The organism is Coxiella-like endosymbiont (genome assembly GCF_024730665.1).
Taxonomy (GTDB): Bacteria; Pseudomonadota; Gammaproteobacteria; order Coxiellales; family Coxiellaceae; genus Coxiella.
Genome location: NZ_CP084737.1, coordinates 798037 through 811604, shown reverse-complemented (window position 1 = coordinate 811604; position 13568 = coordinate 798037). Strand labels below are relative to the sequence as shown.

Genomic DNA, 13568 nt, shown 5'->3' with positions numbered 1-13568 from the left:
GAGAATCCAACGGCAACACATAAATCACTTTTCGGACTTTAATCAGACTTTGCTTCGTTATAATTCTTAATCCTCAGCCAGCTACTCTTACTCTAACCAGCCCACTAACCGGAAAAACAATACCACAAACGCTCCCTTCTTATTAGATCATCTTAATTTGCTTTAAATGTTCTTTGTTTTTTATGATATCAGTGGGAAATTAGCCATTACATAAAGTTATTATAGAACATCATCAGAACGATAATCAATATCGTAAGTAGAAAGTAGATATACAACCGGGTGGTGCATCGAAACAAAAAAACTCAAGATGATTTAGGAAGATTGAATAATAAAAAATCTGACAAATAAAACGTGTCAGACTCATGTTTGGGATTCAGATTAGCCCATAGCACTTAACTCAAAACGATGTTAAAATTACTGTTCCTGATCGATAGCCTATTCGAAAATTGAGTGAAAACATGAATCAGCTAACATGCGTTGAGGAAAGATCTCTTTCTGTTGGAAGTTTGGGCAGCTACATTAGCTGGGTTAATCGCATCCCTATGCTAAGCGTAGAGGAAGAACAAGAGTTAGCCATCAAGTTTAAAAAAAACAATGACTTAGAATCAGCTAGAAAGTTGGTGCTTTCTCATCTCCGGTTTGTGGTGCGGATCGCGCGCGGTTACTCAGGTTATGGGCTCCCTCAAGCCGACCTTATTCAAGAGGGCAATATTGGCCTTATGAAGGCAGTAAAACGTTTCGATCCAAAAGTAGGTGTTCGCTTGGTTTCTTTTGCTGTACATTGGATTCGAGCAGAAATTCATGAATTTATTCTCCGCAATTGGCGTATCGTTAAAGTTGCCACTACCAAAGCGCAACGTAAGCTTTTTTCAATTTACGAAAGCATACAAAAAAACGCGGCTGGTTTAGTGAACAGGAAGCTCAAACGCTTGCTGAAACATTAAATGTGAATACAAAAGACGTGCGCCAAATGGAAGAAAGGCTAAACAGTTATGATGAGGCCTTTGATGGCAGTGACGATGATAGCGACGGAGGAGGTCATATTGGCTGCGTAGCGGCACCAGTTCATTATCTCCAAGATAAACGCTACAATCCCGCTTTGCAACTAGAACAAAGTGATTGGTCGTACGATCAAGAGCAACTTTTGCATAACGCTATTCAAACACTGGATAAACGAAGTCAAGATATTTTATATCAGCGCTGGTTAAATGAAAAAAAACTAACACTCCATGAATTGGCGGGGAAATACGACATTTCTGCTGAGCGCATTCGCCAACTCGAAAAAAATGCTATGCAGAAAATTCGAGAAGCAATGACACTCACCAACTAATCAAAAGAACATAGGGTGGCTCTACAAAACTCGACACTAACAAATTACCCTATAACTCTCTAATTTTTCAACATAAAAAAATAAAAGAAATTCATAAAATTATTCATAATTACCTAATTAATAATTAAAAAGTGTTAATGGAATCTTCCCGAACTCTACAAAAGTAGACGCAAATAAGCGGCGAGAACAATGTATACGAAAGGCGATTGCACAACACGATAAAAATTGCTTAATGATTCAGTTTCGCCTATCATAAGTAATTCTAAAGGTAGTGTCATCTTAGTTAAATTTTTTGATTATCAAAGTGGCATTGCAAAGCTATAAATCAATTCATCCAAAATCTCATGAAACAAAATAAAGATCTTCGAGTCGTCCTCTTTGAAGGACTGACTTTTTTACAATCAATCGCAATTGGCTGCCAAAGTATCATAATCAGCGGTAACACAAGGAAAATATTATGTTTTTTGATGTACTGCTCAACACTGATAATTCGTTGACAAATGATTCAGTTTTTAAAATTACTAAAAATATTGGATTAAATATAGATCAAGTTAAAAAAGATATGAATGATCCCGCCATACAAAAACAATTGCGCGATAATTTTCAATTGGCACGATCAATGCAACCGGTAAGCACACCGATCTGGTTATTGGTAGAAAAGCATCGACTAATTTTCGATTTACACCAGGCACAATTTCTCAACAAAATCTCTACTCCAAAGTGCAATTGGCCAGGTAAAAAAATAACTAGACCTTCTGTTATTCCAAAAATGTGGAATACGGAAGGAAGGCGACATAAGTCATCATTGTCCTGGATTTCAAAATGAATCAGTGCCCATTAAACTTTCAGACAATGATCTTAACTTTACATCGGTATTGGTCTGACCAAGGGTGTCTTTTGCTTCAGCCATTGGATATGGAAGTAGGCGCTGGTACTTTCCACCCGGCTACTTTTTTGCGGGCGATCGGCCCTGAACCCTGGCGCACTGCTTACGTTCAACCATCACGTCGCCCCACTGACGGTCGATATGGAGACAATCCCAATCGCACACAACATTATTATCAATATCAAGTTATGCTAAAGCCATCCCCTGATAACATTCAAGAAATCTATCTCGGCTCCTTAAAAGCTTTAAATATTGATCCTCTCATCCATGATATCCGTTTTGTTGAAGATGATTGGGAAGCGCCAACGTTGGGTTCTTGGGGGTTGGCTGGGAAGTGTGGCAAGATGGAATGGAAATCACCCAATTTACTTATTTCCAACAAGTCGGTGGCCTAGAATGTCACCCAGTAACCGGCGAAATTACCTATGGCTTAGAACGACTGGCCATGTTTGTGCAACAGGTAGATAATATGTTTGATCTAGTTTGGGCTAAAGGCCCAGATGGTGACATCACCTACGGACATATATTTCACCAAAACGAAGTTGAGATGTCAGCCTATAACTTCGAATACGCCGATGTCGATACCTTATTCAAGCATTTTGGTTTCTACGAAAAAGAAGCACTACGCTTAATTGGAGCTAAATTACCCTTAGCTGCCTATGAAATGGTATTAAAATCTTCTCATACGTTTAATTTATTAGACGCTCGCCAAGCTATTTCAATGACGGAACGTCAACGATTTATACTACGTGTCAGAAAACTAGCGCTTGCTGTCGCAAGCGCATACTATTCAACGCGAGAAAAACTTAGATTTCCATTATTAAAAAAAGAGATTGCTTGATGGTCACGAAAAATTTTTTATTTGAAATTGGCTGTGAAGAATTACCACCAAGCATGTTGAATCAATTATCAAACTCATTATCTCGAAACATCCAGATACAGCTTGAAAAATCAGAATTGTCATTTGGCACTTTACATTCATTCGCAACGCCCTGCCGTTTAGCAGTATTAATAAATCGTCTCTCAACAGAACAACCCGCACGTGTCATTGAACGACAGGGCCCTAGTGTCAAATCTGCTTTTGGAAAAGATGGTGCTCCTACATTAGCGTGTTTAGGTTTTGCACGATCTTGTGGTATTTCAACAGATCAGCTTCAAAGAAAAGAAACAAAAAAAGGGGATTTTATATACTGTCGCATTAAGCAACCGGGTCAATTAACCAAAGAATTATTACCTAAAATTATCCAAACGGCCATTAAGCAATTACCCATTTTTAAAGCCATGCGCTGGGGGCTCATACAGAAACTTTTGTTCGTCCTGTTCATTGGGTTGTGATGATTTTTGGAAAAGATGTCGTGCCAACCACTATCCTTGGTCATATGACTTCTGCTGAAACACGAGGACATCATTTTCATTACCCTCAACGAATAGCAATCAGCCAACCTGATGATTATCAGCGAGTATTATTAACGCATGGTATGGTAATCGCTGATTTCGAAAAACGGCTTAAAAAATTCGGATTTTAATTCAAGAAGTAGCTAGCCTAAAAGGGCAAGCTATCATCGATGAATATTTACTAAAAGAAGTGACCGGTATGGTCGAATGGCCTGTTGCCCTACTAGGACGCTTTAAAGAAAAATTTCTGGCACTACCACCGGAAGTATTAATCACTGCGATGAAAGTACATCAACGTTATTTCCCTATAAAAGATGAAAAAGGCAACTTACTTCCTTATTTTATCTTAGTCAGTAATATTGAAAGCAAAGACCATAAACGTGTAATTTCAGGAAACGAACGCGTTATTAACGCCCGTCTTTCAGACGCTTCATTTTTTTATAACAACGATCTCGATGTTACCCTAGAAAGTCGACTACCTAAATTAGCTGATGTTGTTTTTCAGCACCAGCTCGGTACACTTGCTGATAAAACGAAACGCATTGCTAAGCTCGCGGTTTTTATAGCTAAACAAATTCATATCGATGAACTCCTTGTTCATCGCGGGTGTCTTCTTTCCAAATGTGATTTAGTTAGTAAAATGGTGCATGAATTTCCGAAACTACAGGGCATTATGGGCTATTACTATTCACTCCACAGTAAAGAATCTGAAAGTTTGGCCAATTCTATTAGAGAACACTACCAACCCCGCTTCTCTGGTGATATTTTGCCCAAGAGTTTACCCGGCGCTTGCATTGCTCTCGCAGATCGGCTAGACACTATTATTGGAATTGTCGGTATTCATAAACTGCCAACAGGAGATAAAGATCCTTTTGCTTTACGCCGAGCTGCGATTGGCGTTTTGCGTATTTTAATAGAGAAAGAGCTTCCTTTAGATTTATCAACATTACTTGAAGAAGCGGAAAAGAACTTCACTATAGCATTACCTAGCAAAAATGTCGTTGATCAATCTTTTAAGTTTATTATTGAACGATTACGTACCTGGTATCTCGAAAAGAATGTACCATCATCTGTATTTATGTCAGTTCTATCTTCACGACCCACTCAACCTCTAGATTTCGATCGACGTATTAAGGCAGTACAACATTTTCAAACGCTACCCGAAGCAAACGCACTTGCAGCCGCTAATAAACGTATCAATAATATTCTAAAAAAACAGTCAAATGTGGAAAAATTAAAATTGATCAATGATTCTTTATTTGATTCTGATGCTGAACGCATTCTCGCCACACAGCTGAGAATACATGCTGACTCTGTTAATAATTTATATAAAAAAGCAGATTACACCAAAGCACTGAGCGAATTAGCATCCCTTAAGGGGCCAATTGATGCTTTTTTAATAAAGTTATGGTAATGGTAGATGACAAGAGAAAGTGTGCCAATCGTTTGATATTACTTTCATCGTTACAACAACTTTTTATGCAGATCGCAGATATTTCTCTGCTATAGCATGTGCGTGGCGCTTTTATAAAAGACTGCATTATTGGCTATGGCGCACTACGATGCTTTGCGGTACCTTAAATTAAAATCTATCGCTGAAAAATTATTTTGTTCTCCACGTGAAAATCAAAATTATTATTTACTTACTTTTAATTGACTTTTATCAATATACCATTTAGCTACAACTTAAAGGACAGTATACTCACCCTATAGCATAATAAAATTAGCTAGATTCAAAATATTATCGAGAATATGCGCAGCATAGACATGGCAATCAGCAGGTTTCTTAGTCTTAATGTAATTAAAAGTGGAAATATTCGACTGCGTCCTTAATGAATGCACTTTGCATACAGATACTAAATTTGAAAAAAATAAAAAGAGCGATTTCATCAATGTTATCGGAGCCTTTGTTAATAAAGAAATAGACCAAACCTTCACTTATCAAAACTGGATAGCGCCATTTTTAAAATACGGAGTTCAATTCTCTAAGCTAAACTTGTTACAACATCACATTTACTCCATGCAAAACAGTGTTTTCCATAGAATCAAGTAGTAGTGATACTATTGGCACTATGATGATCTCCAGGCAGAATGAGGTCAACTCCCACTAAAGATTCGTCTATGACAGCTACCACACTAGATCACCTTTTAAGAATCAGAAATCATTATAGCAGTTTCTTACGAAACCCAAACTGTTAACTGTGTTAACAAAGATTATTACTAATTAAGCTATACTCCGTATTTATTAAACTTCATTAAATCAATGAATATAAACTATGGTCGCTTGATTCTCAATGAACAACATTTCAACATACCTTATCCTAGTTATAACAGACTAAATTCATGAAATTTTTTTCGTTTAATTTTATTTAATTATTACCAGAATGCCTTGGGTAATTTTAAACTTAGAATCCCTTAAATGGTTAAGCACTACATGGAATCCAAAAAAAATAAGAAGACTTATTGTAGTTAAATCTATAAGAGCTTAGCCCAATTATGCAAACTTGTTTTTATTAACTTTTATCTATATGTGTAGACTCTGAAAAATTTAACGAACGCACATATAGCCCTGTAAAAGCTAAGGATTTATCTAGACATTTGTTAAACTATTTTTTATAGACCTTTGTAAGAGAACATTACATAGCAGTGATATGATTTTATTATAAAATCCCCCGCTGAAGCCTATAAGCTCTCTCTGATACCATGAGTAGAATATTATATCTACGTGTTTTTAGAGAATAGGATAACTGAATCTCAATAATGATATACCATCAGAAATCGAAATTAGTCTGATGTCCAATTCTTGATAGAAAAATAATATACTTTATTTGAATACAAACATGAATGGAGAGTAGCTACCTTTTTATTTTTCAATATGCTAATACGCTTTCTACTTCTGATTTTTTAGGAAAGATTCAAGCTACCCCGATAACTGCCTCACAATGAATAAAGCAAGAAGTTTGGAAAATGGGTTGATACAGATACGATCGAACGATGAGTGCGTTAACTTCATCTCTACCAATTGGAGCGCTTGACAATGAGCGGCCTTTATTATCTATATTGTATATAATTTTAAACTATTTAAGCAAGAGACATATCGTTTTTTCTAATTGCATTCCTATTTTGTATTTAATAGTTTTTACGATAGCAACAAATCATTATAGAACGACGAATCATAAAATTCACTGAAATTCATCACATATTATATTATTTCTTATAATGAATATAGTTGAAGGAAAATACGACTCAATTCCGAGCTATGTTCTATGTTACAGCGGATATTGCATCCGAATGGTTTTGCTAAAACCATATATCAAGAAATAAATTCAAACCAATATACGCGGTTTATCGAAAACTTATATTAATGGGAATTCTTCTCTCGAGAACCATCTTTTGGAAGTAGCAGCAATCGAGGGAAAAATTTAAAGAATTTAGATGAATATAAAATTGATTAGATTCCATAAGAAATAATAGAATCCATATTCAAAAGCGGCTTCTGACTCAAATTAAGTAAGTGCAAACATCAAGTAATGAAGGAAAACTTCTCACAGGGCCCAGCGCACACTAAGGTGAAATTCTCATTCCACTTTCTTTATGGAATTTAGTTTTAGTTTTAAAGTTTTCTTCTTGAAAAGGAATGCAACAGATACTGATATAAAATCTAAAAAAGAACAAAGAGAGCTAAAAGGAGGATTAACGTACTTTGATCGGTGACACACTATAAGCGTCTTTTCTCTTAAGACTAACGTAAATATTTTTAAACTAAAAATTAAAAAGGTTTTCATTTCTATGTGTTTTTAAATTGTGGATAAACTGTCTATAGAAAATGAATATTTTAAAAGCAAAACAACATGCTTATGGTTTTACACAGGTTATTCGTTTCAATGTCCTTTCATTCATTAACAGATGAAAATACTATAACCAATTGTTCTATAAACAGTAATTTAACTTGTTCTTTTATTAACAGGTCTTATAATCATTACCATGAATTTATTAACTAAATTTAATTGATAGTAGAAAGAACCGTAATCACTTTATTTGACAGCACCGTTCGCGCTGATTTATGATTTCGGATCTTGATAACACCGAGTGACTTATGAAACGAACATATCAACCCAGTAAATTAAAGCGAAATCGAACACATGGCTTTCGTGCACGCATGGCCACAAAAAATGGTCGTCAAGTATTAAAACGTCGTCGCGCCAAAGGGAGAAGCGTCCAATAAACTAATGGGATATCACTTTTCATCGGATTGGCGAATCCGGACAACAGCAGTGTTTCGGTGTGTTTATTCCAAACGCCAGCGATTATTAGATCGGTATTATGTACTCTATTATCTTAATAACGATATCGGGCATTCCCGTTTAGGGGTGGTAGCAAGTAAGAGAAGTGTTAAAAAGGCCATCATCCGAAATCGAGTTAGAAGAATGGTAAAGGAGGCCTTCCGCAGACAAAAAAATCAACTACCATCGTTTGATCTTGTTTTTATTGCAAAGGCATGTGCTAGTGAAGCAAGCAACAGAGAGCTGTATAAATGTATAAATCGTTTACTCGAACAATTAGTCAAATAACACAGTTCATTTTTATTAGTTTAATTAGATTTTATCAGTATATAGTAAGTCCCTGGTTTATTAGTTGTTGTCGATTTTATCCCAGCTGTTCTTCTTATGCAGAAGAAGCAATAAAACAATTAGGTGTTATGAAAGGTGTGTATTTATCGGTTTGTCGATTATTACGTTGTCATCCTTTTCATTTAGGTGGCATTGATTCAGTTCCTAAAAAATATAAGAAGACGATATAACAATGGATAGCAAAAAAATAGTTTTATACATCATTATGGTACTTTTAGCGATTTCACTTTTTAATGCATGGATGCGAGATTATCCGCCAGTTTCGGAACAATCATTACAATCCGCCCCATCCCCACATACGGATGGAAAAGAAACGATTTATACACCTCCAGCTCTTATGCCAAAAACGGCCAAAACCAAAGTAACAGGAACCATTGCAGCAGGAAATAAAAATTTTCTAAGACAATTCATTACTGTAAGAACTGATGTGCTCAAAATAGTAATCGATATGCAGAGTGGCAATATTGTTTCGGCTGCACTTCCGAAATATCCAATTTCTATTAAAGAAAAAGATACGCCAGTTCAAATTTTAAATTCTGATTGCAATGAATTATATATCGCACAAAGTGGTCTCACGAATGCGAATGCTAATCAAAAAGTCTTCCCAATTAAATTTACCTCTACAGAAAAAAATTATGTCTTAAAAGATGCGGAAACTAAGCTTGTAGTTCAATTGACTAGCCGAACATCTAATGGATTAAAAATTATTAAAACTTATACCTTTCATCGTGGTAATTATGCCATTCAACTTAATTATGTGGTAAAAAATGAGACTGCTAAACTGTGGCAAGGTAGTCTGTTTGCTCAATTAACGCGCCGACAACCATCTGTTAAGCATCACCATTTTTATATCCGAAGCTATAATGGTCCTGCAATTTCGAGTCCACAAACACCTTACAAAAAGGTGACTTATGAATCCCTTGACAAAGGAAACATCAATCGAGTATCGACAGGCGGATGGATTGCCATGCAGCAGCATTATTTTTTGAGCGCATGGATTCCAGGAAATTCCAAATTAACTTACTACTATTATAGCTATATCACCCCTTCCCAAAACGGAAGACAGAATATTTATACCATAGGTTTTTTAAGTCCAGCAATGAATATTGCGCCTGGAAAAACTGCATCTAGTCACGCAACAGTTTATATTGGTCCAGAAGTAGCTAATCAATTGAAACCATTAGCACCTGGTTTAGAGAGAACGATTGATTATGGATGGTTATGGCCTATTTCAATGCTTTTATTTTGGATTATGAGTGCTGTTCATAAAATTTTAAGAAACTGGGGTTGGTCTATTGCCGTTACGACGATTTTAATTAAAATTGTTTTTTACTGGTTCTCTGAAAAAAGTTTTCGTTCAATGGCGCGTATGCGTGAACTGCAACCTCGAGTGCAAGCGTTAAAGGAACGCTATGGCAATGATCGACAAGCATTAAGCCGCGCTACTATGGAACTGTATCGTAAAGAAAAAATTAATCCTCTTGGCGGCTGTCTGCCATTGTTAATTCAAATCCCCGTTTTTATCGCATTTTATTACGTCATCATTGAAAGTGTTGAATTACGTCAAGCACCGTTTATTCTATGGATTTATGATCTATCCGCTAAAGATCCGTACTATATTCTTCCAGTTTTAATGGGATTAAGTATGTTAGTCCAACAGAGATTATCTCCTACATCTCCAGATCCTACACAACAAAAAATGATGTGGATTTTACCTATGATGTTTACTGTATTTTTTATCAACTTCCCGGCAGGATTGGTCTTATATTGGCTAATAAATAATGTTGTTCAGACGTTGCAACAATGGTACGTTAATAGAGTATATGAAAGCCACAAAGCGAAATTAAAAATCAGATGCACTACTAGAAAATAAATGTTGAAATCTAATTACATTTTTTATGTCTAGTGACTCTAGGGAGACCATTGTTGCACAAATAACGCCTTCTGGTCAGGGAGGGATTAGTGTTGTTCGTGTGTCTGGACCACAGACTAAAGCTATTGCGAAAAAGATGCTAGGGTGCCTACCTAAACCTAGACATGCTACGGTTGCTAAATTTAAATATCAACAGTCAGTTATTGATGAAGGCATCGCCCTTTATTTTCCAGGGCCAAATTCATTCACTGGTGAGGATGTTTTAGAACTCCATGGTCATGGTGGACCTATTGTAATAGACTGCTTGCTTAAAAGCATCTTAAATGAGGAGGTGCGGTTAGCAAGGCCAGGGGAATTTTCTGAAAGAGCTTTTTTAAATAACAAAATCGATTTAGCACAAGCAGAAGCCATTTCAGATTTAATTAATGCTACTTCTGAACGGGCTGCGAAGTCTGCTGTCCGTTCATTACAAGGTGAGTTTTCCAACCATATTCGTGAACTCGTTACGGCCCTTGTTGAATTACGGACACACGTAGAAGCAGCAATTGATTTTCCAGAAGAAGAAATTGATTTTCTAGCAGATAAATCGATAGAAATAAAATTAAAAAATTTGCTACGACAAGTGAAGGAAATTAAAAAAACGGCAAAACAAGGCGTGTTGTTACGTGACGGAATTACTGTCGTGATAGCAGGTGAACCGAATGTAGGTAAATCGAGTTTGCTCAATTTACTCAGTGGACAAGAAATAGCGATTGTGACTGATATCGCAGGTACTACCCGCGATGTTCTCCGAGAGTCCATCCATATCGACGGCATGCCCATTAATATTCTAGATACAGCGGGTTTACGAATTACCGAAGACGTTGTTGAAAAGGAAGGTATGAATCGTACTAAAAAAGCCATTGATAAAGCTGATCTTATTTTACTTATGCTGGATTCTTCTAGTCATTCAAAAGAAGAAGATTTTCATAAAACAATAAAACAATTATTTTCAGATAGTGGAAAACAAATACCACTTGTTATTATCGAAAATAAAATTGATTTAACTGGAGAAAAACCGTCAAAAGAAAATACTGATTACATACGGATTAAAATCTCTGTTAAAACTGGCGCCGGTATTGATTTACTCAAATGTCATTTAAAAGAGATTGTTGGATTTAAAACTACTAACGAAAATGACTTTATCGCGCGACGACGCCACTGCGATTCTATAACAAGAGCTAGATTTTTTCTAGAAAAAGCGGATGAACAATTTTTCAAGCAAAAGGCCGGCGAACTTATCGCCGAATACCTACGACAAGCACAAAATACCCTTTCAGAAATTACTGGTGAATTTGTAGCAGATGACTTACTCAGGAAAATATTCTCTGAATTTTGTATCGGAAAATAATATAGTCTCCTTTCTGCGACCTACAAATAACCTTTTCTTATGATAGAATCCTATGTATGAAAAATGCCACCCAGAAATTTGACGTTATTATTATCGGCGGTGGGCATGCAGGCACTGAGGCTGCATTGGCTTCGGCGCGCATGGGAGCTAGGACTTTATTGCTTACGCATAACATTGAAACACTGGGTCAAATGTCTTGCAATCCTTCTGTCGGCGGCATTGGCAAAACGCATCTGGTAAAGGAGATCGATGCATTAGGGGGGTTATGGCCCGGGCGACTGATCAGGCTGGAATTCATTTTCGCATACTCAATGCCAAAAAAGGTCCTGCCGTTAGAGCTACCCGCGCGCAAGTTGATCGGATCTTGTACAAAGCCGCTATTCGGAAAGCACTGGAAAATCAATCTAACCTATGGTTATTCCAACAAGCAGTTGATGATTTAATCTTGAAAAATAATCGAGTAGTAGGGGTTGACACTCAAATAGGCCTTCAATTTTACGCACCCGCTGTGGTTTTAACGGTTGGGACCTTTTTAGGGGGAAAATTCATATTGGTATGAAAAGTAGAGATGGGGGTCGTATGGGCGATCCCCTTCCATTGCGCTAGCTGAACGACTGCGCGCTATGTCTTTTTGCGTTGAGCGATTAAAAACAGGCACTCCACCACGTATTGATGGACGAACGATCGATTACTCTCAGCTAGAAGAGCAACCGGGCAACCAACCTGTGCCGATAATGTCTTATTGTGGAAATGTAAAAGAACACCCGAAACAAATTTCCTGTTTCATTACTCATACCAATGAAAAAACGCATAGCATTATTCGCTCCGGGTTAAAAACATCACCACTTTTTTCGGGTATTATAGAAGGTATCGGACCGCGTTATTGTCCTTCTATTGAAGATAAAGTAGTTCGATTTTCGGATCGGAAATCACATCAATTATTTTTAGAACCAGAAGGATTAAATACACCTGAAGTTTATCCAAACGGCGTTTCGACTAGCTTATCTTTCGAAGTACAATCGACATTTATTCACAGCATAAAAGGACTGGAAAATTGTCATATCACTCGCCCAGGGTATGCTATTGAATATGATTTTTTTGATCCACGTGGTTTGAATCTTTCTTTGGAAACCAAATGTATTCCGGGACTTTATTTTGCTGGCCAAATTAATGGTACTACTGGGTACGAAGAAGCTGCTGCGCAAGGCTTAATTGCCGGAATTAATGCCGCTTTACAAATCCAAGAAAGAAAATCATGGACACCTAAAAGAGATGAAGCTTATATTGGTGTGTTAATCGATGATTTAACAACTCGTGGAACGAATGAGCCTTATCGAATGTTCACAAGTCGTGCAGAATATAGACTTTTATTAAGACAAGACAACGCTGATTTGCGTTTGACAGAAAAAGGACGTGAATTAGGTTGTATCGATAATGAACGTTGGGATTTTTTTGCTCGCAAACGAGAGTCCCTTGAAAAGGAACAACAACGTTTAAAAAAAATGGATTCAACCTAATTCAATAATTGCCGGGAAAATTCATGAATGCTTTCAACAACGATTAGAGCGGGAATATTCTGCAATGGATCTTTTACGTCGTCCCGAGATTACTTATTTTGAGCTGATGAAAATAGAAAATTTAGGCCCATCTGTAAATGATTTTTCTGTCGCGGAACAAATCGATATACAGGCAAAATATGAAGGTTATTTAGTTCATCAGTTGGCTGAGGTTACTCGTCAAAAAAATACGAATCTGCATATATTCCAGAATCCATTGATTATAATGAAGTTGCGGGATTATCGAATGAAGTACGACAAAAGCTCAGTCAAATTAGACCAACTACCCTTGGGCAAGCTACACGAATTCCTGGTATTACTCCAGCTGCAATTTCTTTGTTACTTATTTATCTAAAAAGAAGAAGTAAGGTAGTGCTACCTTATTTGGGTAATTGTTATCTGTGTCATTCGAGTCAGTACTTCTTGCCGTTAACCCTGTCATCAGAGTGAGTTATCAAGAATCTAAGGAGAGAATGATAAACTAGCTTTTAGATTCCAGTCTTCTGA

Annotated in this window: 8 protein-coding genes and 6 pseudogenes; all 14 read left to right on the top strand. The window is 36.7% G+C overall.

Annotated features, from left to right (window positions below; all coding sequences use genetic code 11):
* The first annotated feature begins 458 nt into the window (after positions 1-458).
* The 14 genes and pseudogenes from rpoH (at position 459) to LG660_RS03405 (ending at position 13511) form a co-directional block, all read left to right on the top strand.
* A pseudogene (rpoH, locus tag LG660_RS03485) lies at positions 459-1330 on the top strand (RNA polymerase sigma factor RpoH).
* 457 nt (positions 1331-1787) lie between these two features.
* Positions 1788-2156: a thioredoxin domain-containing protein gene (locus LG660_RS03480; RefSeq protein WP_258267304.1), complete on the top strand. Its 369-nt coding sequence runs from the start codon at positions 1788-1790 to the stop codon at positions 2154-2156.
* A pseudogene (gene glyQ / locus LG660_RS03475) lies at positions 2153-3057 on the top strand (glycine--tRNA ligase subunit alpha). Before LG660_RS03480 ends, glyQ begins: the two are co-directional and overlap by 4 nt.
* Positions 3057-3742 (top strand): annotated as a pseudogene (locus LG660_RS03470) (glycine--tRNA ligase subunit beta). The pseudogenes glyQ and LG660_RS03470 overlap by 1 nt, the downstream one beginning before the upstream one ends.
* A complete protein-coding gene (gene glyS, locus LG660_RS03460; protein WP_309137058.1) occupies positions 3730-5025 on the top strand; it encodes a glycine--tRNA ligase subunit beta in 1296 nt (431 codons plus the stop codon). Before LG660_RS03470 ends, glyS begins: the two are co-directional and overlap by 13 nt.
* A 2682-nt stretch (positions 5026-7707) precedes the next feature.
* Positions 7708-7836 carry a 50S ribosomal protein L34 gene (gene rpmH, locus LG660_RS03455; RefSeq protein WP_258267300.1) on the top strand — a complete coding sequence of 43 codons (129 nt, stop codon included), beginning with the start codon at positions 7708-7710 and terminating at the stop codon, positions 7834-7836.
* Between the two features lie 4 nt (positions 7837-7840).
* Positions 7841-8182 (top strand): ribonuclease P protein component, encoded by a 342-nt coding sequence (rnpA, locus tag LG660_RS03450; protein WP_258267299.1) that lies wholly within the window; start codon positions 7841-7843, stop codon positions 8180-8182.
* Positions 8146-8412 carry a membrane protein insertion efficiency factor YidD gene (gene yidD, locus LG660_RS03445; RefSeq protein WP_258267298.1) on the top strand — a complete coding sequence of 89 codons (267 nt, stop codon included), beginning with the start codon at positions 8146-8148 and terminating at the stop codon, positions 8410-8412. Before rnpA ends, yidD begins: the two co-directional genes overlap by 37 nt.
* 2 nt (positions 8413-8414) lie before the next feature.
* Entirely contained in the window at positions 8415-10115 is a 1701-nt protein-coding gene (gene yidC, locus LG660_RS03440) for a membrane protein insertase YidC (protein ID WP_258267297.1), read from the top strand.
* A gap of 25 nt (positions 10116-10140) precedes the next feature.
* The gene (gene mnmE, locus LG660_RS03435; protein WP_258267296.1) at positions 10141-11505 is read left to right on the top strand and encodes a tRNA uridine-5-carboxymethylaminomethyl(34) synthesis GTPase MnmE; all 1365 of its coding nucleotides are present in this window, start codon (positions 10141-10143) and stop codon (positions 11503-11505) included.
* A gap of 56 nt (positions 11506-11561) precedes the next feature.
* Positions 11562-12064, top strand: a pseudogene (locus tag LG660_RS04445) (FAD-dependent oxidoreductase).
* Between the two features lie 25 nt (positions 12065-12089).
* Positions 12090-13022: pseudogene (locus LG660_RS03420) on the top strand (FAD-dependent oxidoreductase); the annotation flags it as partial.
* Positions 13012-13164: pseudogene (locus tag LG660_RS04440) on the top strand (hypothetical protein); the annotation flags it as partial. The pseudogenes LG660_RS03420 and LG660_RS04440, both read left to right, overlap by 11 nt.
* Positions 13165-13265: 101 nt before the next feature.
* Positions 13266-13511 carry a tRNA modifying enzyme MnmG family protein gene (locus LG660_RS03405; protein WP_309137057.1) on the top strand — a complete coding sequence of 82 codons (246 nt, stop codon included), beginning with the start codon at positions 13266-13268 and terminating at the stop codon, positions 13509-13511.
* Positions 13512-13568 lie beyond the last annotated feature (57 nt).